We start from the raw sequence: 22,793 nt of genomic DNA on the forward strand, positions 1-22,793 counted from the left end.
GGTTCTGTGCCTAAACCAGATACTTGCGAAACCACCCCAAGGTCCGCTCCCAGGCCAGGTTCGCGGCTGCTTCGTCATACCTGGGCGTGGAGTCGTTATGAAAACCATGGTTGGCGCCCTTGTAGATAAATGCTTCATAGTTCGTGCCGGCCGCTTTCAAGGCTGTTTCATAGGCTGGCCAACCCTCATTGATCCGCGTGTCCAACTCGCCGAAGTGCAACATGATCGGCGCCTTGATGTTGGGCACATCCTTCGCCTGCGGCTGGCGGCCATAAAACGACACCGCGGCCCCCAGTTCCGGATAGGCCACGGCCGCGGCATTGGTCACGCCGCCGCCATAACAGAAGCCGGTAATGCCAACCTTGCCGGTGCTGGCGTCATGGTTCATCAGCCATTCGATGGCGGCGAAGAAGTCGTTCATCAGTTTGGTCGGGTCGACGGTTTGTTGCAGCGCCACACCTTTTTCATCGTTGCCGGGATAACCGCCTACCGAGGTCAGGCCATCAGGTGCCAGGGCGATAAACCCGGCCTTGGCCAGGCGCCGGGCGACGTCTTCGATGTAGGGGTTAAGCCCACGGTTTTCATGCACCACCACCACAGCCGCAAGCTTACCGGTGGTTTTGGCCGGGCGAACCAGATAGCCGCGGACCTCGCCATTGCCCTTGGGTGAAGGGTAGGTGATGTAGTCAGCGACGATGTCCGGGTCAGTGAATTTAACCTGCTCGGCCAGGGCGTAATTGGGGCTCAGGGAGGCGAGCAGGGCCGAGGCGGTCAACCCGCCGAAGGTGAACAGCGCCGCACGGTCGAGAAACTCTCGCCGGTTGATCTTGCCGTGGGCGTAGCCGTCGTAGAGCTCCAGCAGTTCAGGGGCAAAGTCTTTGGCGGTCAGACGAGTCATCGGTGCATTCCTCTTCACAGGGACCGTTCAGCAGATGGCGTTGAATGTAGACCACTATCAGGCTTGCCGACCATGGGCCGCGGCTGCCAACTGTCCGGTATCGACCCGCACGAAGATTGAGTCACCAATCGCCGTCAGCACGCCATCGGCATACACCTCGCAGACCACCCGGCTCTTGCGCCCGACTTCGCCCTCGACCTTGGCGCGCAAGGTCAGTGGCACGCCCATGGGGGTTGGTTTGATGAACTTGATGCCGAGGTTGCCGGTCACGCAGTCGATGCGCGGCAGGCTGCCTGGGGTGCGATTTTCAGCCTGGTAGTGATAGGCCATGGCGGTCCAGTTGGAATGACAGTCCACCAGCATGGCGATCAACCCGCCGTAGACCAGGTCTGGCCAGCCGCAGTATTTGGTGTCGGGCTGGTGTTCGGCGATGACGTGGACGCCGTCTTCGTCCCAACGGCTCTTGACGTGCAGCCCGTGTGGGTTGCTGGCGCCGCAGCCATAACAGACGCCGTCCGGCGCGGTGGTGTCTTGCAGGGAAGGGGTGTGCATCGTGGTTCCTTGTTTTTGTGGGTGAATGTGACTCCCATCATCCGACGAGCCTAATGCCAGGCACTGGAATAAATCCAGCAACCTGAGCTAGCGGGCAAATTTCTTCGCCCCGGCCACGCACATAATCACCGCCACCGTCACCCCCAGCATGCCCAGGCTGACCTGCTCATGGAGCAAGGTGGCCGCCAGCGCCAGCCCGAAGAACGGTTGCAGCAACTGCAACTGCCCCACCGCAGCGATGCCACCCTGGGCCAGCCCGCGATACCAGAATACAAAGCCAATCAGCATGCTGAACAGCGACACATAACCCAGGCTGAGCCAGGCCGGCAGGCTGATGCCCGAGAATGAGTCGGGTGCCAGTACGGCGGTCAGTGGCGCTACCACCGGCAGCGACAGTACCAGTGCCCAGCAAATCACCTGCCAGCCGCCCAGGGTTTTGGACAGCTTCGCCCCTTCGGCATAACCCAGCCCGCAGGCCAGTACCGCCAACAGCATCAGCAGGTCGCCGATGGGTGCCGCGCTGAGCCCTTGGGACACGGCGTAACCCATCACCAGCAGGCTGCCCAGTATCGAGAATAGCCAGAACACCGGTCGCGGCCGTTCGCCGCCGCGCAGCACGCCGAATACGGCGGTGGCCAGGGGCAGCAGGCCGATAAAAACGATGGAATGGGCGGAGGTCACGTACTGCAACGCCAGGGCTGTCAGCAACGGGAAACCTATCACCACACCCAGGGCGACGATGACCAGTGGCATTAATTGGCTACGCGCAGGGCGCTTTTCCTTGAACCGCCAGAGCAGGCACAGCCCAAGCAGGGCGGCGATGGTCGCTCGGGCGACGGTCAGAAACACCGGATCGAACTCCAGCACCGCCACCCGCGTCGCCGGCAGCGAACCGCTGAAGATCAGCACGCCGATAAAGCCGTTGATCCAGCCGCGGGTGCTGTGTTCAGCGGTGCTCAGGTGAGAGGTACGTTCCATGAGAGTTGCGCTCGATAGGTGGGTTGCATTCAGCGCATCCTATGATCGAAGATTAAGACAATCAAAAAATTGTCATGGATACATCGCCTATGCCTCGCGCTCGTTACAAGTCGTTGGTCGATACGTTTGCCAGGGATATCCGCAGCGGGGTCCTGGCGCCTGGCACCCGCTTGCCGACACACCGGCAGTTGGCTGCCAGCCATGGATTGGCCTTGGTCACGGCGAGCCGGGTGTATACCGAACTTGAGTCCATGGGCCTGGTCAGCGGCGAAACCGGGCGCGGCACCTTTGTGCGGGAGATATCGCTGTCGCCGGGGCAGGGCATTGGCCAGGTCGCCGTGGCAGCGGGCATGATCGACCTCAACTTCAACTATCCGTCGGTACCCGGCCAGGCCGATCTGCTGCGCACGGCGTTGCGTCAGTTGGCGCTGTCCGGCGACCTGGAATCGCTGTTGCGCTACCAGCCCCATGGCGGCCGGCCGCATGAGCGGGCAGCGATGGCGCGTCATCTGCGCAGTCGAGGGTTGACGGTTGCCGCCGAGCAGGTACTGATCGTCAGCGGTGCCCAACATGGCTTGGCGGTGGCGATGATGGCGTTGCTCAAACCCGGTGATGTGGTGGCGGTGGATGCGTTGACCTACTCCGGCTTTAAGGTGCTGGCCGAGACACTGCACCTTGAAACCGTGGCCATACCTGTCACTGCGACGGGGCCCGATCTTATCGCCCTGGAAAAGCTCTGTCGCACCCGCTCAGTGCGAGCCGTGTACAGCATGCCGACCCTGCATAATCCGCTGGGTTGGGTGATGGGAGTGGAGCAGCGCCAGCAACTGGTGGCTATCGCTCGCGAGCATGATTTGATCCTCATCGAGGACGCGGCCTACGCGTTTCTGGTGGAGGATGCGCCGCCGCCACTGGCGCAGTTGGCACCGGAAAGAACGGTGTATGTCTCAGGGCTGTCCAAGAGCGTGGCCACCGGTTTGCGGATCGGATTTGTCAGTACGCCTGCGCAGTGGGTGTCTGCCCTAGAACGCACCCTCATGGCCACCGTCTGGAATACCCCAGGGGTGATGACGGCCATTGCTGCTGCCTGGATCGACGACGGCACCGTCGCCCAGCTTGAAACTCATAAGCGCCAGGACGCCCAGGCCCGGCAAGCCTTGGCCGCCGAAGTATTGGGCGACCTGCATTACGTCAGTCATCCGTCCTCGTATTTCCTGTGGCTGCCACTGCCGGAAGACGCGCGGGCCGACCAGATCGCCATGGCGCTGATGCGCGAAAATATCTCGGTGTCGACAGCCGAGCCGTTTGCGATCTCGGCCCATGTGCCCCATGCACTGCGCCTGGCGCTGGGGTCGGTGGGCATGGCGGCATTGCGAGAGGCGCTGGTAAAGGTGCGGCGGTTGGTGCAGGCGTACTAGGCCGTTTGCCGGCGCATCGTCAACAGCATCGTCCCGAAAAAGATAAAGGTGGAGCCGATCACGCGATTAACCCATTTCGAAAATCCCGGCCGGGCCAGCAGGCCTTTGGTTTGGGAGGCGAGCAGAGCGTACAGGGTCAACGACAGCGCCGACAGCGTCATGAAGATCAGGGTCAAGACCAGAAACTGCGGCACCAGGGTCGAGTGCCGGTCAATGAATTGCGGGAACAGCGCGGTGAAGAACAGCACCGCTTTAGGGTTGGTGACGGCGGTTAAAAAGGCTGACTTGAACAACTTCATGGGTGACGGGCTGCTGACGCGCATCGGGACTTGCGGGTTATCTGAAAGCGTCGGGTTTGTCTTCAACAGATTCTTCGCCCCCAGGTAAAACAGATAGCCGGCACCCAAGATCTTCACGGCACTGAAGATCCACTCGGAACTGAGGATCAGTGCCCCCAGCCCCAACATCGCCGCCGCTGATATGCAAAACAGTCCGCTGACATTGCCCAGGGAAGACCACAAGGTGGATTTGGCTCCGTAAGTGAGGCTGTTATTGAGCGCCATTAGAGTCGCCGGGCCAGGGCTGGCGATGGCAATGCCAGCGACGAGGGAGTAGGTCAGTATCGAGTGAATGTCCATGTTCAGTCTCGTGGATGTTGAAGCGCAGATAGGAATAATAGATTGGCAGTATAGGTACCTAAACGCCCCGTGGAAACTCTGTTCACTGCCCGGAATTTCGCGTTCGCCGATATGCAAGTGCGCTTCAGATCACTGGCAACGCCTGCCAAAATAGCTGAGGCCGTCGTGCCGTGGGGTTAAGGCGTGTCCTTCACGAACTGCGTCTGCCCCTCGCTTTTGATTAGCCCGGCCTTGGGCACTTGCAGCGTGTGGAAAGACTGGCCCGACGGGTCTCCCGGCTCGCGTTTGAGCAGGTAGAACATGTCGTCTGATTCCGCTACCTGGCAGGCGGTGTAACGGTCCAGGTTACTGAAGGTCAGCGTGCGTTCCTGGCATTCTTTTACTGTTTCGAGGGCTGCCTTTTTACCCGACTCCAGAGGGACGCTGACGGTGAAGTACCAGGCGGAGTAAGCCACGGCGGCGAGGGCGATACACACCCCAAGGAGCTTGAAAGGCGTGCTCAATTCGCTGGCGCGTCGACGCCGGTTGTCGATCCATGTGGGCAAGGTTCTGGCCGGTGGAGGTTGTCTGCCGGGCTTTTCGCTTAGGGCGATGAGCATCGTCATGGCAAATACCAGAGCAATCATGAACAGGATGGCTGCGATGACTGAACTCAGCCCCGCGCCACCATAAGCGGCCAGTTTTTGTGCGCTGAAGTTCAAGCGGTCAATGGGCACGTCCAGTACCAGGTAGTACTTTTCCAGGTGGGCATAGCCGTTCAGGATGAATGCGCCCAGCATGCCGGCGATCAGCAGCGCCGCCTCGATCCTCAGGTACTTTCTATAGCGAGCCAATACGGGTTCATCCGGACTGTCCATGTTTTTATCTCCTTGTTTAATCCGCTGGCTTGCGGCGCGCTATGATTGCCCAACTCAGGACGTTGCAGGGGAAAAAAGATGGATTTTGACTGGCATAGCAGCTCTATCACTCGCGATACCGCAGTCTCCAAACACTATAAAAACACCCAGAACGTGCGCCGCTTCATGCTTGAGCACTGCGGCGCAGGGTTCAAGTTCGACCGGGCGTTCATGGCGTGGATTGGCAACGACATCCCCAAGACCATGGGCGATGTTGTTGACGAGTGGCAACGGCGGAACGGCAGTCCACAACCGTCTGCTGGCCGATAGTTCCGGCACAATCGGCATTGAGCACTCAGATTCGCAGGCTTGAGAAGTTACTTGGCCAGCGACTGTTGCGCAGAACCGCTGCTACAGAGTGTGTAGCAGCGGTGCCAGTCACGTTTAGAAGCTGTACTTCGCCGTCAATCCATAGCTGCGTGGGTTGCCGTAGGTTTCGGTAGACCCCCAGGTAGGGCTGGTGCCAATCGCTGCGTAATAGACGCGGTCGAAGATGTTGTTGGCGTTCAGTTGCAGGTCCAGATGCTTGTTGACCTGATAACCCGCCATCAGGTCGGCGACGGCGTAGCTGCCTTGTTCGAGGCGATAGGTGCCATCGGCCACGGCCACGTCGTTGTACATGCGGCCCTGCCAATAGACGTTGCCACCGATACGGAGTTTTTCCAGAGGGCCCTGGAGGTGGTAAACGGTCGAGACCTTGAACAGATGCTCAGGCGTGTCGGGGTCGAAACGCTGCTTGTTGTTGGCCGGGTTGGTGTCCTTGATGAAGTGGGCACGGGTGTAGGTGTAGCCGGCACCGACTTGCCAGTTCTCGGTGAGCGCGCCTTGCAGCTCCATATCGATCCCTTGACTGCGGATCAGGCCGGACGCTTCGTAGCAGGTGAGCACCGGGCAGCCAAGCTGGGTAGCCGCTTCGGTGGCACGGTTTTTCTGGTCGGTCTGGAAGACCGCCAGGCTGGCGTTGAGGGCACCGTTGAAGTACTCGCCCTTGATGCCGATTTCGTAGTTTTCCCCCACGATCGGGTCCAGCATTTTTCCGGAGAGGTCCTGGTTTGATTGCGGCGTGAATATGTCGGTGTAGCTGGCGTACACGGAATGGTGATCATCGAGCTTGTAGATCAGGCCGGCGTAGCGCGTGAGGTTGCGGGTAACCTTGTAGTCGTTGTCGCCTGCGCGGTCGTCGGAGTCATACCAGTCCAGGCGGCCGCCGAGTATCAGTGTGAGCGGGTCGGCCAGGCTCAATCGGGTCGTCAGGTAGACAGCGTCCTGGGTGGTGATGGTGTGGCTTTTACCGTCGCGCACGAAGTCCGGTTTCGGTGCGCCGATCGGCAATCCGGTGTCGTAAGGGCTGTAATCCTTGGTGGTGTTGTCGTAGATGCGCTTACTGGCGCCGACCACTACTTCATGGGTGCGACCGAAGGCTTCGACCGGGCCGCTGGCATAGGTATCAAAAGCGCTTTGCTTTTCGTCTTGCCTCGATTGGTAGGCAGTGGTCTGCATCGGGCCGTTGTAGCGCGACAGGTAAGTACCCGAGAACAGGCCGTCCAGAGTCGAGGTGGAGCCTGCTACGTGCAGTTTCCAATCGTTGTCGAAACGATGTTCCACGTCACCGAACACGGTGTCGACACGCAGCTTCTTGTTTTCCCAATCGGTGCCGGGGTAGGTGGAGCGGGGCAGATTCAGGTGGTGGCCGTCGGTGCCGATGGGCAAGCCACCCCAGAAGAAGTTGGTCTGGTCTTCCTGGCGGGAGAAGCCCAGGCTCGCGGTGGTGCTGTCGCTCAGGTCGGCTTCCACGATCCCGTAGAACAGGCCGTGATCGCTTTCTTCCTTGTCGCGAAAGCTGTTGGCATCGCGATAGGAGCCCACTACTCGCCCGCGCAGGGTGCCGCTATCGTTCAGCGGGCTGGAAGCATCGAATTCGCCGCGGTAATCATCCCAGCTACCGGCGGCACCGGTCAGGGTGACCTGTTGGTCGGCAGTGGGGCGCTTGCGCACCATGTTGATGGCCGCCGAAGGGTTGCCAGCGCCGGTGACCAGGCCAGTGGCGCCGCGAATCACCTCCACGCGGTCGAACATCGCCAGGTTCGGCTGCACGCCCATAGTCCAGCCCGAATAGGCGCTTGGCAGGCCGTCATACATGATGTTGTCGATGTCGAAGCCGCGAGAACTGTAAGTCTGGCGGCCGGGTCCGCTGGACTGGCTGAGAAACAGGCCGGGCGTGTTCTTGACCACATCGTTGACGCTGGTCATGGCCTGGTCATCCATGCGCTGGCGCGTAATGACCGTCACTGCCTGTGGGGTTTCGCGCATGGTCAGTGGCAACTTGGTTGCAGTCTGCATGGCGCCGGTGGTGTAGGACCCGGTGCCTTCGGTAGTGGTACCCAGCTGTTCACTGATGATATTGGTGGCGCCCAGTTCCAGCGTGGCGGGTGGTTGTCCGGATGGGTCTTGGGCAGATTGGGTTTCGGCGGCAATGGCTGCCTGAGTGCTTGCGATGCAGACGGCCATGGCTAGAAGGCCAGGTGAAAAACGCATACGGCTTTGCAGTTGATGCCCCGGCATGAATCTGACTCTCCCCGAAGCCGTCCATGGCAAATAGTAATAGTGTTGATAAGTATTCTCATTAGTGTGGCAGATTGTTTCGGCTCAAAAAAGACTCTGCGCACAGATACTTAACAAAGTTTTCACATTTGCCGGGAGCGGTGGCCTGTTGTCGCAGAGGGTTAACTGCGTATTGACCTTGATTTCAGAGGAGAAGCAGCATGGATCGATTCACGGGTGGTTGCCTGTGCGGCAACGTTCGAATTGAGGCGGCGGGACGGCCATATCGAGTCGGCCTTTGTCACTGTCTCGACTGTCGCAAACATCATGGCGCGCTTTTTCATACGTCTGCGGTGTTCCCTCAGGATGCTGTGACGATAGACGGCGAAACACGTGATTACGCCGGACGGTTTTTCTTACCTTGCCGTGCGGGTTATCGATTGACGTCAGGATGATACGAACCGCGATGACCACGCCTACGAGAACGGCAGCAAGACCTAACGCTTCCCAAGGCGCTTGGCACGGGCCCACCAAAAATGACACCTGCGGTAATACAGGCGCTGTAACGTCGGCTTTCGACCCGAAGCGGCCTGTCAGCATCTGCAGAAATCGGCCATGCAGCCTTTCAGCTCCAATGGTACTAAGCTAAAAACAGCTACAGGGCGAGAAGATAAATACAAGAGAGCCCTGCTAATCTCGCCATCGAGGTCGGGTGCTTCTACACTGTCCAAATGTAATCACGAGCGGCATCATCTTCGACGATGATGCCGCTGGCTACTGCACAGGCTAAGGCAACGACGCGTGTCAGACCTTGAAGCGCGCCACTAAGTGATTGAGTTCAATAGCTAGGTTGGCCATCTCGCTGCAGGCGCTGGCGGTCTGACTGGCGCCTGCGGAGCTCTGGATTGACAGTTCACGGATAGTGGTCAGGTTCTGATCAGCCTCGCGGGCCACCTGAGCCTGCTCTTCTGAGGCGGTGGCGATCAGCAGGTTGCGCTCGTTGATCTGGGCTATGGCCTGGGCGATCTGTTTGAGCGACAGATCGGCATTCTGGGCCACCGCGATTGAGCTGCTGGCTATCTGGGCGCTGACGCTCATGGCTCTCACCGCCTGGGTCGAGTCGTCCTGGATCGCGCTGATCATCTGTTCGATTTCCTGGGTGGACTGCTGGGTGCGATGGGCCAGAGCACGCACTTCATCGGCAACGACCGCAAAACCGCGACCTTGCTCGCCCGCACGGGCAGCTTCAATAGCCGCATTTAGCGCTAGCAGATTGGTCTGATCGGCAACCGCGCGAATCACTTCGACCACCTTACTGATGTCCTGTGCTCTGCCGGACAAGGCCTTGACCTGTTCACCAGTGCTGGCCACGTTGCTGGCCAGACCTTCGATGGCCTTGAGGGTCTGGGCCACGTTCTCGATCCCCGAGCGGGTGAATTCCGTTGATTCGCGGGAAGATTGGGCGGCGGCTTCGGCATTGCGTGCCACCTCGTCGACCGCTGCGCTCATTTCGGTCACGGCGGTGGCGGCCTGATTGACCTCATCGTTCTGTCGCTCTAGTCCACGGCTGGCCTCTTCGGTCACCGCGCTCATTTCTTCAGAGGCGGATGCCAATTGGGTGGAGGAATCGGCGATACGGGCGATGGTTTCGCGCAGGTTGCTCTGCATCTTCGCCAAGGCGGCGAGCAGGCGGCTGGCTTCATCGCGGCCATTGATCACTACCTCCCGGGACAGGTCGCTGCCAGCGATGCGCTCGGCCACGGCCAAAGCTTCGCTGATCGGCGCCGTAATGCTGCGGGTCAGTATCGCAGACAGTACGATGGTCAATATGACGGTCGCGACCAGCAGGCCGATTACCAGTGTCACACCGTTGCTGTACGTCGCGGAAGCATCCAGACCTGCACGCTTGGCGCCGTCATCGTTAAAATCTGCGAGCTTGTTCAGCTTGTCTTGCAGGGCATTGGTCATAGTACTGATACGGGTATTGATCAAAACGATGGCTGCGGCGTTATCACCACTTCGCAGCAACGGCTCAAGCTCATCCAGCAGCTTGAAATACTGCTGAATATCGTCGGCCACTGCCTGGTAGAGCTCACGCTCTGCCGGCCCGCTGATCAGGGGGGCGTAATGGCTGATGGTGTTCTGCACCGTGCTGCGGTAGCCGCTCAACGCAGCGATGCGGGTTTGGCGCTGTTGCTCGTCGATTGTTACGATGCGGACGCTTTCAAGGCGCAGACGAAAGATGGCTACCTGCATCTTGCCGATTTCACGGATGCTTACCATCCAATTATTTTCGACGACCTGCTCCGAGTCCCTAAGCTTGCCCATTTGCATCAAAGCGACAATGCCCAGAGCAAATACCACCAGGATAATGAGTGAGAAGAAGCAGGTCGACCGTGGAGCAAGGTTCATATTCCTGACGTTCATGTTTAACTCTCTTGGAAAGGTAGGTAGCCGGCATAGAGACTGGTCCGTGTAGAGAGCCCGGAAGTGTGCGATGGCATGAGGTACCTGCGAAATGGGAGGAGCAATTAGGGGCACCTGCAAGGGTATGTATTCGCCCTTGGTCCGCATCCTGCGCAGGTATTCTTTTGTTCGACGGCAACGAGTAGCGGCGTTATTTCCTGGCTAGTTGAAACTTGTACAGGTTTTTATATTTGTACAAGTCTTGTACAACTATATTGGTGTGATGTCGTCATGACATCACGCAATCCCGATGAACGGTCAGTAACCTCCGGTTTCTGGCAGGCGCGAGAAATAGAGGTCTGGCTATCGGGCTGACCACTTTTTGGCGGCGATACAGCCCAAGGCCATCTTTGGGCCGATAGAATCCTGCGAGCGCTGTAAAAATGCGTAGCGCTATTTCTGTACAGGTATTTTGTATGGGGGGAGCTAGGGCGCGCTAATTGTGAGCATGCGCTGCGCTAGGGGCTGTTGCCATTTCATCGCGAGCCGCGTTGCTGCGAGAAGTGGCTCCCGGTTATGGGGGGCGAGTTCATTCTCGGATCTCCATGCGAGATGGCGGGGCAGGTTTGCCCGACGTGCGGCGAGGGGATTATGCAAATGGCGAGCGATGGCGTTGACTGCCCCACTTGCGGGACATTCATGCCGGCTGGCCGAGCATGAGAGGGACTAGCGGACTGATCGACATGAACGTCTAATTGGTCGATTTTGCCAGCTTATCAGCCGCCAGTTATCTCCGACGTTAATGTCTGCTTTTGGCCGATATCTGCCTATCGATCTATGCTGCAATCAAGGACGCAGCCCGTCGTCTTCATCTGTTGCACATTCGTTGAACACACCCTTTCCCTCAGCGAGTAGGTCGTCATCTATCGACCATTTGTTGTCACATTGCGCGCCTGACGAATGCCTGCAGACGCTCTGTTGTCATCCGTCGTCGATCCGCCGCTGTCATACGGCACATTGTAACTGTGAAAGCCCCTTAGTCCCGGGACTGTAACGACGACACTTCCTCACGACACCCCTTGCAGGTCAGCAACAAGACCCTGAGCAATATTCAGAGCTGCCTCCGATCCGCGCTGAACGATGCGGTGGATGAGGAGTTGCTGGATACCAACCCGCTCGCAGGTTGGACCTACTCCCGCAAGGAGGCGCCGCCACGGGACGATGACGTCGACCCATTCTCTCCAGAGGAGCAGCAGGCCATCTTGAACGCGCTGATCGGCCAGGCCAGGAACATGGTGCAGTTCGCCCTGTGGACTGGGCTTCGGACGAGCGAGCTGGTCGCCCTGGACTGGGGGGATGTGGACTGGGTGCGGGGAGAGGTGATGATCAGCAGGGCAATGACCCAGGCGGCGGGCGGCGAGGCCGAGGTAACCAAGACGGCGGCCGGCAGGCGTTCAGTGAAGTTGCTGCGCCCCGCAATGGAGGCGCTCAAGGCGCAGAAAGAGCACACCTTCCTGAAGGACAATGAAGTGTTCCAGAACCCAAGAACACTTGAGCGCTGGTCTGGTTACCAGCCGATCCGCAAGACCATGTGGCATCCGGGAATGAAGAAAGCCGGTGTCCGGTACCGCCGTCCGTACCAGACCAGACACACCTATGCGTCGATGATGCTGTCAGCGGGGGAACACCCCATGTGGGTGGCAAAGCAAATGGGACATAGTGACTGGACAATGATCGCCAGGGTTTACGGTCGATGGATGCCAGCAGCAGATACGACTGCGGGCAATAAAGCTGAAAACCTGTGGAACCCTTCTCCGGACATCAACAGATGTGCGTGATGGCTATGTGTTTACTGACGCTTTCTCTATGAACACGCCATTCCAGAAAAACTTATAAAAAACAAATAGCGCTCCAGCATATAAAGCACACATAACAGGAGCTGTAACTAGGACTGTCGGCAGCAACAGGGCAAACGCTAACAATATAAAAACAACATACAAGTTCATGAGCGGAGAAAAAACGCTCCTCATTTTTATTTTATAAACAGCAATCCCAATACCTGACAGATATACAGCCAAACAAAACATAGCAAGGCGCCCCGTGGTAAGTAACGCATAGCCACCACTACTTTCGTCGCGAGCCAGTGCTTGAGACCCAAATATAAAAATTACTGTATAAAAAATCGCGAAAGCGCCTACTCCGCCATATAGGAAATATGTTTTGAAAAAACCATACTCCCCACGACAAAGCTTGCTATTGAAATAAGATTTAGAAAAAAATGCAGTCAGTATGACAACAAGGTACGCCATGGTCGTACTCCATTACGAATGATGGCATGATAATACCACAGCCAACCCCAGCAGAACCAAGGCGCGCGAGAAATGACAGCCTCGGCCTTATGCCAGCGTTGAGGTGGCAAACCGCGCCGATGCTCAGCGAGACGGGGGTTCAAATCCCCCCGGCCCACCAATTTGTCTTTCAAGGAAGACCCAGAAAAGCCATAAAGCCTAGAGAAATCAAAGATTTACGGATTTTTTATTGCCCCTGCTTTCCCACGTAATCCCAGGGCATCCCACGCTTGACGGGGGCATATCTGGGGGCATAAAACGACCATCCGCTCAGCTTTTGAGGATGTGCCCCCAATGCTGAGTGGAGGAAGCAACATTTTAAGCAGTGCCGCTTTTCGTTCGGGTGAATAGAAAGGCATGACCATACTCTTGCCGCCCCCGGAATGGATTTAAAAATCCGGAGACGCGACAACTACCCTCACATCGGGGGAATTTCCTATATCTTCGACCGCATTATTTTAAATAAAAACCAAAGCATCTCGCAGCAAGAAGGCTACTTTGGTAAATTTTGCCTCGCTCACCTAGCGGCGATGGCTCGCACGGATCATCGCCGCTTTCACCAAAGCTACTGACGTATTGATAGCTGCAAGGTATTTCCCGAGCTTTCTTTATGGCTTGTGAATGTTGTAACTAAAAGGAATTGAAATGAAGCACATTTGGCTCACAGTTGGATTAGCCGCTTGCCTTTCAGGCTCAGCTTTCGCTGATGGCATAGTAAAAATTGAAAAATATGACGGAATGAAATACGAGCAGGCGAGAGAGTCACTTAAAAATGATGGATGGGTTCCACTGCCCCTTGAAACCCCGCGTGACGCTAAAGACGGATTTACAGAACTGTTTACATCAAACGCTGAGCTTGAGGCTTGCTCCCAAAGCTGCACAGCTCGGTACCAGCGAGGTGCCGAACGTATTAGAGTCTGGTTAATAAATATTAACGCAAACGATCTACTTAACGCCAAAGTGGAGAGCGCCAATTACATAGGCGGCACAGCCCCCGCCCCCGCCCCCACCCAACGCCCTTACGTGGCGGCTAATGATCCGTATCCAGGATACTCTCTCCTCACTGAAGAGGACCTCCAACGCTGTGCCTTGGCTAACAGATGGTACGTTGAGACTGCATCAATGAGAGATCGAGGTGAATCGCCTGACCTGATTTATCAAAACCTGATGGCGTTGACGAAACTGCCAGGCTACAACCATCCACCTAACGATTTAAAAGGAATGATCGACCTGGTGATCATAGCCTTTCCGGGAGAAAGCCCCGCCATGATCTTTGAAAAAATGATGACCAGCTGCAAAAGAGTCGTCGCCAAACACCGGATTGAAAACAACCCCTTTGACTGGACGGGGATGGGGAGTTAAGCCCGCCCCAAGAGACTTCCTTCAGTCACTCATGCCTGTCATTTTAGCCGTGTAGGTTAACTGCGAACTGCCGCTGGAAGATTCAAATCAGTCGTTGCTAGACCGCATGATCGGAGTAAGAATTTCCAGCTGCTGTAACAACATTTGTCGCTTAATTCCTGAGTTATGCGACGACTCATTCGGGCCTTAAGGTATCGGCTTTACGATGTCGCGTGAGTCTGTCGCAGGTGCTAAATTATCTGCGATATGACCTGCGTCAGGTGCGGCATAGAGAAGGGTGGGAGATGGCTCCGATACGCCCGGGCTCCCCCACTCAGCGCAATATCAGGAGCCGCAGCAAGGTGCGCTGGCGAGTTTGTATCTGTCATGACAGTCCGCTTCTGGCCATTAGCTACCCCTCGTGTATGGCCGAGCAGCAGTTGAACCGCCCGCAGGTTCTTCGTCCTGCGATAGATCAGTGATGCCTTCGTACGTCTCATCGTATGAGTGCCATACATGGCTGGATCAAGGTCAACGGCTTTCACCCAGCCTTTGACTATACGAGCGTATTGCCGAGTGGATAGATGGTCTGAGGTATGCAGTCGGCTAGGGAAAAGGCAGTCCTTGCTGCGTAGCTTGGCCTGATGTATCCAGGCTGCGACAGCAGACCGTGTTTGTTCAGTAATCTCGAACTGCACTGGCCGCTGCGTTTTCTGCTGCATCACCATGGCTCGTGATGATACGTGCTCGCCGTGGGCGACGTCGCGCACGCGAAGCTTGCTGTCGATGGCCAGATCGAAGAGAGCCAGATCCCGAGTTTTTTCTGCAATTTGAAGTCTTGCTCGGATGGCCCAGATATCTCTCAGTCGTAGCGGGGGTTTCTGCCCGACCAATTTTCCTTTGTTCCAGGGCTGACGGCTGCTGGTAGCGATGATGTTCATGACATGTCCTCCACGTGTGGAAGGACAAGGATGGCTAACCAGAGCGGTCGCTAACCGGCCATAAGCGGTCACAGACGCGTCTACCAAATTGGGGGCATTCAGAACGACGCGACAGGCTAGAACCAGCTACTCAGTTCAGTAGCCCTGTAAATCGTTCTTCTGGAAGTCCCGCAGCGACAATCGCTTCGGCTTTTATCAGCGTGCCATCGAAATCTGCCGGCTTATCCAGCCCTATCCGTGCACTGGTGCAGTAAAGCGTTTCATAACCAGGTCCCGCTAACACCGGGCAAGTGGTCTGAATACATGGGGAGTCGATCACGCTGTAAACTTTGCCGTCAGTCGCGTAACGCACGACTCTGCTACCGCCCCATTCCGCATTCCAGAGAAAACCCTGCGCATCAATACAAGAACCGTCTGGAGCGCCCTGACCGTTGACTGTCGTGAATACACGCTGGTTTTCTAGCGATGGGTAATCGCAGCAGAAAATGCATCCTTGCAGGGAGTCCGCGTAATACATGGTGGAACCGTCCGGGCTGAAACAGATGCTGTTCGGGATCGCCACTTCGGGAAGGTCCAGCGTTTCTGTCTCGAGCGTCGCGGCATTGATCCGGTGAAATCTGCCTATGGTTTGCACCGGCTCACCGGTGTCCATAGTGCTGAATACGAAGTTTCCCATACGGTCGCAGCGGCCATCATTGATCCGGGTTCCTGCCACTCCAGGAGTGACTGAAATTTTGCTGAAGAGACCGGTACTCAGGTTGTAATAGCCCAGACAGGGCACTCGCCAAGAAGATTAGTGATGTCGGTTATGGCTTTAAACATCGTTACGTCCTACGAAACAGGATGGGGGGAAGCAAGGCTGTCAGTTGGAGAGAAGCGCTGACCACCTGTCACCGAAAAGGGCGATGGCCAGGCCAGCGAGCATCACCATCGCCCCCGCCAACTTGACGGGAGACACCGGCCTCTCAATTGCCCCGAACAGTCCAAAATGATCGATAGCCAGTGACGAAATAATCTGCCCGGCGATAGCGAGGCCAAGTAGGGCTGACAGACCGATTTTTGGCGCAAGCACCACATAGCTAAGCAACGCACCGGCACCCAGCAAGCCGCCCAACAGGCTCCACCAGGGCTGCGCAGGTATAGCCGCCAGTGAGGTCACTATCCCGCCCCGCATCAGTGAAAAGACGCCCAGGCATACCGCACCGGCAGTAAAAGAGAACAGCGCCGCTGCTACGGAATCTCCACCCACACCTTTAGCGAGTTGACCGTTCAGCGTGGTCTGCAGGGTTATGCCAAGCCCCGCGCCGATGGCCAGCAGGTAGTAGGCTGCGTTCATCTCGCTCCTCCTTACCGGGCCGACTCAAGCGGCATAAATGTCTCGGCAAAAATATCAGGCTGGTAGCCAGCAGCAGCAAATAGATGCTCACGGGACTCGTCGATCGCCGCACGCAGCTGCTCGCTGTCCACGCCCAGTACCTTACCGTCCCGCTTGACTATGCGCCCGCCAATCATGACCGTGTCGACATTGCTGCGTTCGGCCGCGTGTACCACGGTGCCGAATGCGTTGCCTGACGGGTAAAGGTTGATGTCCTGCGCATTGATAAGGATCAGGTCGGCCTGTTTTCCGGGGGCCAGGCTGCCGATTTTGTCCTGTAATCCGGCACAGGCGGCGCCGTCGACAGTCGCGGCTTTGAGCAGGCCATGGGCGGGCAGGGTCACCGGATGATGTTCTGCGCCACAGCAGCGCTGCTGATGCATCCCCATGACGCGCTGCAGGTAGAACGCCACCCGCATCTCCATGAACATGTCGCCGCTGTAGGAGGTTTCGTTATCCACACTCAGCCCCGGACTGATGCCGTGACGCTGGGCCGACTGCATGGCGAACATTCCATCTTCAATGCCGTAGTGGGCATCTGAACGCGGGCATACGTTGACCCGCACGCCAGCCTCGCGAAGGATTTTCCATCCTGCGTCCGGCAGCGCGGTGCAATGGTTGAAGATGTTATCGGGGCGCAGAAGTCCTTCGCGATGCAACCCCTCCAACTCAGCGGCCATGGCTCCGCCAAAAAACTCGGTGATGATCGGCAGGCCCAGTCGCCGGGCTTCAGACCACAACTCAGGTTCCAGCTGCGCCATCACTGCCAGCGAAACCAGTTCGTTGTCCCCGTTATTAAAATACTTTTCCTGCAGGCGCTTCAGGTTGCCTGGCCAGTGGGCTTTGTCCCATTCACCAGAAACCGGCGCACCGGAGGCGTGTACAGAGCGGATACCTGCATCAAGCAGTGCCTCGACCGCTGCGTCGGAGTGCGCGCCGGAGCGGCTGTTGTGCGAGTTATCGACCACGGTCGTGATGCCGGCATCGATGCAGCCCAATGCGGTCAGCAGGTTGCCGATATACATGTCAGCCGGGCGATAGTATTTGGCAAACGAGAAGTGTGTTGCGTTGCAGTAGTCTTCCAGGGTTTCGGCATTCGGATTGATTCGTCGTAGTTGCCCTTCCCAAGAGTGACGATGCGTATCGACCATGCCCGGCATGGCAATCATGCCGGATGCCTCAATCACAGCAGCGTCGCCGGCCTCGATGTTTCCACGTATAGCCGTGATGGTGCTGCCTTCGATAAGGATATCGCCGCGCGCCAGATTGCCGATATCACCGTCCATGCTCAGAACAGTGGCGCCGCGGATAACTGTGCGAGCGGCCGGAGCGGCCGGGGCCTGCACGATACTGCGGTTATATTCAGCCATTTCAGTACACCTCTCCAAATTTCGTTGGGAGAAATATACGCAACGCTATACTGTCGGAAAAAGATGGTTAAACTGTTTTTATTATTCAATATTGGCGAATAATAACGCCTTCCCGATCGCTGCTGTGAGGTTGCTAACCATCATGGATCGTATTCAAGCGATGCAGGTTTTCGTACGTGTGGCGGAAGCAGGAAGCTTTATCCAGGCGGCGCATACGCTCTCTTTGCCGGCCTCGACGGTTACCAGCACCGTTAAGAATCTTGAAAAGTACCTACAGGTGCGCCTGCTGAACAGAACAACGCGGCGGGTTAGCCTTACGCCTGAGGGTGCTCAGTATCTGGCGCAATGCCGGGAAATATTGGAGCTGATCGAACACACAGAGACCAGCCTGACGGATTCCGTAAAACGGCCACAAGGGCGTTTGCGTGTCGATATGCCGGGTGGCATTGCACATTTTATCGTCATGCCAAACCTGCAAGACTTTTACAGGCGCTACCCGGATATCTACCTGATGATAGGAGTCAACGATCGGCAGGTTGACCTCGTTCAGGAGGGCGTAGATTGCGTAATTCGCACAGGAGAGCTTGATGACTCAACGCTCGTTGCGCGCCCTCTCGGCCGGTTTCGCTGGGTGACCTGTGCATCTACCGCCTATCTCAAAGAGAACGGTACCCCGCAAACTCCGCAAGATTTGTCTCACCACCGGGCCATTCATTACTTTTCGGGCCGCGCAAGGCGAGCGGGCGAAATGCACTTTGCCAATGGCACTGAAAAGATCTCAGTCCTGGTGAAAGGTACAGCGGCCGTAAACGAGACTGGGCTCTACATAAAAATGTGCCTTGAAGGCTTCGGGCTGGTGCAACTCGCTGAGAACGTGGTCTCCGAGCATCTGCGAGAAGGCCGGTTGGTCGAAGTTCTTGCTGACTGGCAGCCTGCCTCGGTTCCCGCTCACCTGCTATACCCGCATCAGCGCTTTCTTTCGCCAGCCGTGAGCGCATTTGCTGACTGGATAGCCGAGCTTGTTCGCGACGGCGATTCGGCCGTTTGCTGATCAGGAGAGGGTTGCTTTCTCCTGACTCAGAAACACCGATTCAGCTCAGCGATGAGCGGGTTCGACTTGAGCGTTTCGCCCGGCCAGCATGCCGGTGAGTGCGCCGGCAACGGCGATTGCAGATGTGATCAACAGCGGTGCTGTCCAGCCCCCGGTCCAGTCGTGCAGTTGGCCCAGCAACAAGGGGCCTGCGGCTGCCATCAGGTAGCCCACGCACTGCGCCATTCCTGACAGGGCCGCGGTGTCGCCGGCATTTTTTGTGCGCAACCCGATGAACGTCAGGCCGAGCATCATGCTGGCGCCAGAGCCGAAACCCAGAAGCGAGGCCCACAACATGGCATAGCTGGGCGCGTAAATGAACCCGATCAAGGATGAGGCAGTTAACAGGCTGGTAGTAACGGCCGCCAGTTTCTGGTCTTTGAGACGGCGAAGCGTGGCCGCCAGAATCAAACCGGGAATTGCCGTGGTCAGTTGAAGCGTCCCGTGTACCGTTCCTGCCTGTGTGGCGGATATGCCATGGTCTATCAGAATGGTAGGCAGCCAGCCTACGGCAACATAAAAGGGCATCGCGTTCAGCCCCATGAACAGTGTGACCTGCCATGCCAGTGGCGAGCGCCAGACGGCCACGGTTGCGGATTGTTTCGGGCCGGGCAGTTTCACCTGGTCGTGTTTTTTCAACTGCGGCAGCCACAACACCAGCGCAAACAGCGGGGCTGCGACTAACAAACTCAGGGCAATCGGCCATCCCCAGGCTTGGGTCAGGGGAATTATAACGGCTGACCCTACAGCGCCCGCTGCGCCCATCGTGATGGAGTAAGCGCCGGTCATGGACACCATTTTTGTTGAGAAGTCGCGTTTGATCAGGCCCGGCAGCAGCACGTTTCCCAGGGCGATCCCGGTGCCTATCAGTATCGTTCCGGCGTATAACGCCCATGCGCTGCCTGCGGAACGGAGCAGGATGCCCAGTGAAATGACTACCAGTGCACCGAAAAGCGTGCGCTCCATTCCGAACTTGCGGGCTACGGATGAGCTGAGTGGCGAGAAGGCAGCGAAGGCAAGTAATGGCAGTGAAGTAAGCAGGCCCACAGCTGAGGCGCTCAAGCCGAAATCATTCTGGATTAGCGGTAAAACGGGCGCTATACCGGTAAATGGAACGCGCAGGTTTACGGCAATAAGTAGAATTCCTGCCACGAGCGCAACGGCATGCCACTTGTTTTTTGTGTCTGACATATTCTCTATCTGTCCTCGGAAAAGAGAACAACTGTAGAGAGTCCCAAAATTATCTAATATAGATATCAAGACAGCTGATACCTAAATTATGCCAAGCTCAAAAAATGTCGTTTCCTCGCCGGAAGATTTCGATTCAGATCTTTTCGCTCAGGCAGCGATTGCCCTCAAGGTTGCGCCCGAACTCAATCATTCGGGTGTCAGCCCGCATGATCATCGTAAGGGGCAACTGATCCTGTCTTTGCACGGTGCAGTGAGTTGTGAGGTACAAAATGCACTCTGGCTTGTCCCTCCCCAGCACGCGGTATGGATCCCGGGCGGTACTCCTCACAGTTGCCGAGTGACCGAAAACGCTCGTACCTGCTTTCTGTTTGTTGAGCCCGGCGCGACAGCTATGCCTGAAGCGTGCTGTACGGTTGCCATCACGCCCCTTGTCCGGGAGTTGATCCTGCATCTCGCTGAACAGGAGCCTTCTTATCTGTCCGAGGGCAAGACAGCGCGGCTGGTTGCAGTACTTCTTGAGCAGCTTTCCGATGCCCCGCTGAAAGAGCTGCACTTGCCGATATCAGACCACCCTAAGATCAAAAAAATCGCAGATACGCTCTTTGCAGACCCCGGCGACCGAACCACTTTGCGCGAGTGGGCTACTCGGCTTGCAACCAGCGAACGATCACTGGCCAGACTGGTGGAAAGCACGACCGGGCTGAGCTTCGGACGCTGGCGCCAACAGTTGCATTTGATGATCGCACTGAGTCATTTGGCGGAGGGGGTCTCCGTGCAGCGTGTGGCGGGCATTCTGGGATATGACTCTGTTAATGCCTTCATCACGATGTTCAAGAAAGCCTTGGGTAAACCGCCTACACAGTATTTTTCCTCTCTGCGTTGATGCTCTGCTGGTTGATACAACGCGCCGACGCTATAGAACGATCACTGTCTGTCTGCTTCTGGCCGTTTTCTGCCTGTCGCGACCGGCTGAAAACGACCCCGAAGCTGCCTCACGGCTTGCCAAATAACGGACGCAGATAGACAACGCGACATCACCCAAGTTGGGTTCAGTTTTCCGTTGCCACGGGCCTTGCACTACCCCGTGTAGTACTTGTCCCAGAGCTTGTTCCGGAATCGCTTGCCGGGGTCGACTTGCGCCTTGAGTGCGAACAGGCGTTGCGCGTTGGGGTAGGCACGTGAGAACTGCTCCCGCGTCGCATGCAGCTGGTAGGGCAGATAATAGGTACCCCCAAGCGACAGCGCGGCGTCGATAAGTTCGCGCGTCCACGCGCCGACTTCCTCGCGGTCCGCCACGGAAACGTGTTGCCAATAATAGAGTACGAACGAAAACACTTCTTCGCGTGCCCAAGACAGACACGAGTCGGGGTCGCCCGGCGCGTGTCGGATGGAGATGTTAACGGCGTCAACGTTGTGCGCCTGCAGGATGGCGGCCATTTGCTTTACGAATGCGTTGAGCTGGGCTACCGGCACAAAATACTCCTGCAACGCGTAGGTACTGTTTCGGGTTGCGATAGGCCCAAGCGAGGCGACATCCGCACTGGCCTCGTAATTGCGCCGTACAACCGGGTGGTTGAGGTAACGAAGTGGATCGATCACATCCTTGCGAATCAACGGGCCGCCGGGAAGCTTGGCCACACTCCACATGACGGTCTGGTTGAATTTGTACGATTGCCCCGGCGCGACCAGCCTGTCTGCGACTGTCAGCTCTTTGTCCGAGGCGCGCCAGGTGACGGAAGTGGCCTGGTCAAAGTAAGGGGGGGCCAGATCGGCGTTGTGCAGGATAGCCTGTTCGTTCCCGCGGACCTGGTCATTGAAAAAATTCGGGTAATCGGCAACTGACATGCGGTGTATCTGACGTTCCATCGCGACGTTGGACGCAAGGTCCAATTCGACCTCAGTGATCACCCCCAGCGCACCATAGCCACCGATGGCAGCGTGGAACAAGTCGGCATTTGCGGTGCGGGACGCTTCTACTACCGAACCGTTGGCGAGCACCAGCTGTAGAGAGCGCACAGAGTTGATTACCGGGCCAGCGCCGACATAACGCCCATGAGCATTGACCGATAGCGATCCGCCGACGGTGAAGTTGGCATAGCTCTGCATGATTTTTATCGAGAGGTCGTGCGGGTCGATGACCGACTGCAGGTCGCGCCACTGCATCCCTGTTTGCACGCGTATGACCCTGTTCTCAGGCGAGTAACGGATTACCTGATTGAACTGGCGCATGTCGAGGTGCAGGCTGTCTTCGGTGGCAATCTGTCCGCCCATGCTATAGCGGCCACCACCGATACTGACCGGGCCTGACCACATAGCGAGCGCCTGTAGAATTTCGTCGGTGGTACGCGGTGCGAACAGGCGATTAACCCAAATCGGATTGAGCAGCGTCACATCGTTAACCAAGACACCCGACGGTGCCGCCCATAACGACCAGGGTGACAGCACGCTGATGGCAATCCCGGCCATTCCAGCCTGGAGTAGACGACGCCGAGTGAGAATATGCGACGACTCTGAAGTGGAGTGCGGTTGCGTATTGTCGATCATATTGCGTTACCTCGCTGGGAATCGAAAGTAACGCGCACATTCGGACTTCGAAGCAGACTCGCTGGATTGACGGTACACCGTTGCCACGGTATTCGGCCAAAATACCACAGAAGTGGACATTCGACCCGGGAGCCTGACGCTGCTGCTTTGCCATCATCTTGTCCACTGCCCGCTTTTGGCCGAAATCGGCCAGTAATCGTCAAGCTGCTTGCTGATTGTTTGTGTTCGGTCGGCAGGACGCCAGGGTAGGTGGTAAAATCTCAAAA

19 protein-coding genes and 4 pseudogenes are annotated in these 22,793 nt (G+C 57.1%); 8 read left to right on the forward strand and 15 right to left on the reverse strand.

What is annotated here, in order from left to right; translation table 11 throughout:
- Positions 1 to 10: 10 nt before the first annotated feature.
- The 3 genes from yghX to ACZRJ6_RS14355 form a co-directional block, all read right to left on the reverse strand.
- Positions 11 to 898: a YghX family hydrolase gene (yghX, locus tag ACZRJ6_RS14345; protein ID WP_463968647.1), complete on the reverse strand. Its 888-nt coding sequence runs from the start codon at positions 896 to 898 to the stop codon at positions 11 to 13.
- A 57-nt stretch (positions 899 to 955) separates the two neighbouring features.
- Positions 956 to 1,450 carry a PaaI family thioesterase gene (locus ACZRJ6_RS14350; protein WP_463968646.1) on the reverse strand — a complete coding sequence of 165 codons (495 nt, stop codon included), beginning with the start codon at positions 1,448 to 1,450 and terminating at the stop codon, positions 956 to 958.
- An 87-nt stretch (positions 1,451 to 1,537) separates the two neighbouring features.
- Complete coding sequence (locus tag ACZRJ6_RS14355) at positions 1,538 to 2,428, reverse strand: DMT family transporter (RefSeq protein ID WP_463968645.1); 891 nt, start codon at positions 2,426 to 2,428, stop codon at positions 1,538 to 1,540.
- A gap of 89 nt (positions 2,429 to 2,517) precedes the next feature.
- On the opposite strand from ACZRJ6_RS14355, the gene ACZRJ6_RS14360 reads away from it, so the two are divergent.
- Positions 2,518 to 3,846 carry an aminotransferase-like domain-containing protein gene (locus ACZRJ6_RS14360; protein ID WP_463968644.1) on the forward strand — a complete coding sequence of 443 codons (1,329 nt, stop codon included), beginning with the start codon at positions 2,518 to 2,520 and terminating at the stop codon, positions 3,844 to 3,846.
- Here ACZRJ6_RS14360 and ACZRJ6_RS14365 read toward each other — a convergent pair.
- Positions 3,843 to 4,484, reverse strand: a complete 642-nt coding sequence (locus ACZRJ6_RS14365; RefSeq protein WP_463968643.1) for a LysE family translocator — start codon at positions 4,482 to 4,484, stop codon at positions 3,843 to 3,845. The two genes, ACZRJ6_RS14360 and ACZRJ6_RS14365, sit on opposite strands and share 4 nt — an antisense overlap.
- 176 nt (positions 4,485 to 4,660) lie before the next feature.
- Positions 4,661 to 5,341 carry a hypothetical protein gene (locus tag ACZRJ6_RS14370; RefSeq protein WP_463968642.1) on the reverse strand — a complete coding sequence of 227 codons (681 nt, stop codon included), beginning with the start codon at positions 5,339 to 5,341 and terminating at the stop codon, positions 4,661 to 4,663.
- Positions 5,342 to 5,419: 78 nt separating this feature from the next.
- Here ACZRJ6_RS14370 and ACZRJ6_RS14375 point away from each other — a divergent pair, with 78 nt between their 5' ends.
- On the forward strand, positions 5,420 to 5,650 hold the full coding sequence (locus tag ACZRJ6_RS14375; RefSeq protein WP_149414522.1) for a DUF6434 domain-containing protein: 231 nt from the start codon (positions 5,420 to 5,422) through the stop codon (positions 5,648 to 5,650).
- On the forward strand, positions 5,605 to 5,823 hold the full coding sequence (locus ACZRJ6_RS14380) for a LysR family transcriptional regulator (protein WP_463968641.1): 219 nt from the start codon (positions 5,605 to 5,607) through the stop codon (positions 5,821 to 5,823). Before ACZRJ6_RS14375 ends, ACZRJ6_RS14380 begins: the two co-directional genes overlap by 46 nt.
- Here ACZRJ6_RS14380 and ACZRJ6_RS14385 read toward each other — a convergent pair.
- Complete coding sequence (locus ACZRJ6_RS14385; protein ID WP_463968640.1) at positions 5,765 to 7,942, reverse strand: TonB-dependent siderophore receptor; 2,178 nt, start codon at positions 7,940 to 7,942, stop codon at positions 5,765 to 5,767. The genes ACZRJ6_RS14380 and ACZRJ6_RS14385 overlap by 59 nt on opposite strands.
- A 200-nt stretch (positions 7,943 to 8,142) precedes the next feature.
- On the opposite strand from ACZRJ6_RS14385, the pseudogene ACZRJ6_RS14390 reads away from it, so the two are divergent.
- Positions 8,143 to 8,343 (forward strand): annotated as a pseudogene (locus tag ACZRJ6_RS14390) (GFA family protein); the annotation flags it as partial.
- A gap of 382 nt (positions 8,344 to 8,725) precedes the next feature.
- Here the strand turns inward: ACZRJ6_RS14390 and ACZRJ6_RS14395 are convergent.
- Together ACZRJ6_RS14395 and ACZRJ6_RS14400 are read right to left on the reverse strand one after the other, a co-directional pair.
- Entirely contained in the window at positions 8,726 to 9,589 is an 864-nt protein-coding gene (locus tag ACZRJ6_RS14395) for a methyl-accepting chemotaxis protein (RefSeq protein ID WP_463993543.1), read from the reverse strand.
- Positions 9,581 to 10,495, reverse strand: a pseudogene (locus tag ACZRJ6_RS14400) (MCP four helix bundle domain-containing protein); the annotation flags it as partial. The gene ACZRJ6_RS14395 and the pseudogene ACZRJ6_RS14400, both read right to left, overlap by 9 nt.
- A gap of 911 nt (positions 10,496 to 11,406) precedes the next feature.
- Between ACZRJ6_RS14400 and ACZRJ6_RS14405 the strand changes: the two are divergent.
- Positions 11,407 to 12,165: pseudogene (locus tag ACZRJ6_RS14405) on the forward strand (site-specific integrase); the annotation flags it as partial.
- A 3-nt stretch (positions 12,166 to 12,168) separates the two neighbouring features.
- On the opposite strand, the gene ACZRJ6_RS14410 reads toward ACZRJ6_RS14405, so the two are convergent.
- Positions 12,169 to 12,636 (reverse strand): hypothetical protein, encoded by a 468-nt coding sequence (locus ACZRJ6_RS14410; RefSeq protein ID WP_463968639.1) that lies wholly within the window; start codon positions 12,634 to 12,636, stop codon positions 12,169 to 12,171.
- A 684-nt stretch (positions 12,637 to 13,320) separates the two neighbouring features.
- Here ACZRJ6_RS14410 and ACZRJ6_RS14415 point away from each other — a divergent pair.
- A complete protein-coding gene (locus ACZRJ6_RS14415; protein WP_463968638.1) occupies positions 13,321 to 14,037 on the forward strand; it encodes a hypothetical protein in 717 nt (238 codons plus the stop codon).
- A 398-nt stretch (positions 14,038 to 14,435) separates the two neighbouring features.
- Here ACZRJ6_RS14415 and ACZRJ6_RS14420 read toward each other — a convergent pair.
- The 4 genes and pseudogenes from ACZRJ6_RS14420 to ACZRJ6_RS14435 form a co-directional block, all read right to left on the reverse strand.
- Positions 14,436 to 14,957, reverse strand: a pseudogene (locus ACZRJ6_RS14420) (tyrosine-type recombinase/integrase); the annotation flags it as partial.
- Positions 14,958 to 15,087: 130 nt separating this feature from the next.
- Positions 15,088 to 15,738, reverse strand: coding sequence for an SMP-30/gluconolactonase/LRE family protein (locus ACZRJ6_RS14425; RefSeq protein ID WP_463968637.1), 651 nt, complete (start codon positions 15,736 to 15,738; stop codon positions 15,088 to 15,090).
- Positions 15,739 to 15,819: 81 nt separating this feature from the next.
- A complete protein-coding gene (locus ACZRJ6_RS14430; protein ID WP_463968636.1) occupies positions 15,820 to 16,293 on the reverse strand; it encodes a DMT family transporter in 474 nt (157 codons plus the stop codon).
- Positions 16,294 to 16,304: 11 nt separating this feature from the next.
- Positions 16,305 to 17,702 (reverse strand): amidohydrolase family protein, encoded by a 1,398-nt coding sequence (locus tag ACZRJ6_RS14435; protein WP_463968635.1) that lies wholly within the window; start codon positions 17,700 to 17,702, stop codon positions 16,305 to 16,307.
- A gap of 142 nt (positions 17,703 to 17,844) precedes the next feature.
- On the opposite strand from ACZRJ6_RS14435, the gene ACZRJ6_RS14440 reads away from it, so the two are divergent.
- Complete coding sequence (locus ACZRJ6_RS14440; protein WP_463968634.1) at positions 17,845 to 18,753, forward strand: LysR family transcriptional regulator; 909 nt, start codon at positions 17,845 to 17,847, stop codon at positions 18,751 to 18,753.
- Positions 18,754 to 18,798: 45 nt separating this feature from the next.
- Here the strand turns inward: ACZRJ6_RS14440 and ACZRJ6_RS14445 are convergent, their stop codons facing one another.
- On the reverse strand, positions 18,799 to 19,983 hold the full coding sequence (locus tag ACZRJ6_RS14445; RefSeq protein ID WP_463968633.1) for a CynX/NimT family MFS transporter: 1,185 nt from the start codon (positions 19,981 to 19,983) through the stop codon (positions 18,799 to 18,801).
- A gap of 88 nt (positions 19,984 to 20,071) precedes the next feature.
- Between ACZRJ6_RS14445 and ACZRJ6_RS14450 the strand changes: the two genes are divergently transcribed.
- Positions 20,072 to 20,866 carry an AraC family transcriptional regulator gene (locus ACZRJ6_RS14450; protein WP_463968632.1) on the forward strand — a complete coding sequence of 265 codons (795 nt, stop codon included), beginning with the start codon at positions 20,072 to 20,074 and terminating at the stop codon, positions 20,864 to 20,866.
- A 194-nt stretch (positions 20,867 to 21,060) separates the two neighbouring features.
- Here the strand turns inward: ACZRJ6_RS14450 and ACZRJ6_RS14455 are convergent, their stop codons facing one another.
- Positions 21,061 to 22,527 carry an FAD-binding oxidoreductase gene (locus ACZRJ6_RS14455; RefSeq protein WP_463968631.1) on the reverse strand — a complete coding sequence of 489 codons (1,467 nt, stop codon included), beginning with the start codon at positions 22,525 to 22,527 and terminating at the stop codon, positions 21,061 to 21,063.
- Positions 22,528 to 22,793 lie beyond the last annotated feature (266 nt).

This window comes from Pseudomonas sp. C321, assembly GCF_055407105.1.

What these genes read in the sequence shown, in the direction of transcription:
- yghX (WP_463968647.1), bottom strand. Translation starts at nt 898, where the DNA reads ATGACTCGTCTGACCGCCAAAGACTTTGCCCCTGAACTGCTGGAGCTC.
- ACZRJ6_RS14350 (WP_463968646.1), bottom strand. Translation starts at nt 1,450, where the DNA reads ATGCACACCCCTTCCCTGCAAGACACCACCGCGCCGGACGGCGTCTGT.
- ACZRJ6_RS14355 (WP_463968645.1), bottom strand. Translation starts at nt 2,428, where the DNA reads ATGGAACGTACCTCTCACCTGAGCACCGCTGAACACAGCACCCGCGGC.
- ACZRJ6_RS14360 (WP_463968644.1), top strand. Translation starts at nt 2,518, where the DNA reads ATGCCTCGCGCTCGTTACAAGTCGTTGGTCGATACGTTTGCCAGGGAT.
- ACZRJ6_RS14365 (WP_463968643.1), bottom strand. Translation starts at nt 4,484, where the DNA reads ATGGACATTCACTCGATACTGACCTACTCCCTCGTCGCTGGCATTGCC.
- ACZRJ6_RS14370 (WP_463968642.1), bottom strand. Translation starts at nt 5,341, where the DNA reads ATGGACAGTCCGGATGAACCCGTATTGGCTCGCTATAGAAAGTACCTG.
- ACZRJ6_RS14375 (WP_149414522.1), top strand. Translation starts at nt 5,420, where the DNA reads ATGGATTTTGACTGGCATAGCAGCTCTATCACTCGCGATACCGCAGTC.
- ACZRJ6_RS14385 (WP_463968640.1), bottom strand. Translation starts at nt 7,942, where the DNA reads ATGCCGGGGCATCAACTGCAAAGCCGTATGCGTTTTTCACCTGGCCTT.
- ACZRJ6_RS14395 (WP_463993543.1), bottom strand. Translation starts at nt 9,589, where the DNA reads ATGCAGAGCAACCTGCGCGAAACCATCGCCCGTATCGCCGATTCCTCC.
- ACZRJ6_RS14410 (WP_463968639.1), bottom strand. Translation starts at nt 12,636, where the DNA reads ATGGCGTACCTTGTTGTCATACTGACTGCATTTTTTTCTAAATCTTAT.
- ACZRJ6_RS14415 (WP_463968638.1), top strand. Translation starts at nt 13,321, where the DNA reads ATGAAGCACATTTGGCTCACAGTTGGATTAGCCGCTTGCCTTTCAGGC.
- ACZRJ6_RS14430 (WP_463968636.1), bottom strand. Translation starts at nt 16,293, where the DNA reads ATGAACGCAGCCTACTACCTGCTGGCCATCGGCGCGGGGCTTGGCATA.
- ACZRJ6_RS14435 (WP_463968635.1), bottom strand. Translation starts at nt 17,702, where the DNA reads ATGGCTGAATATAACCGCAGTATCGTGCAGGCCCCGGCCGCTCCGGCC.
- ACZRJ6_RS14440 (WP_463968634.1), top strand. Translation starts at nt 17,845, where the DNA reads ATGGATCGTATTCAAGCGATGCAGGTTTTCGTACGTGTGGCGGAAGCA.
- ACZRJ6_RS14445 (WP_463968633.1), bottom strand. Translation starts at nt 19,983, where the DNA reads ATGTCAGACACAAAAAACAAGTGGCATGCCGTTGCGCTCGTGGCAGGA.
- ACZRJ6_RS14450 (WP_463968632.1), top strand. Translation starts at nt 20,072, where the DNA reads ATGCCAAGCTCAAAAAATGTCGTTTCCTCGCCGGAAGATTTCGATTCA.
- ACZRJ6_RS14455 (WP_463968631.1), bottom strand. Translation starts at nt 22,527, where the DNA reads ATGATCGACAATACGCAACCGCACTCCACTTCAGAGTCGTCGCATATT.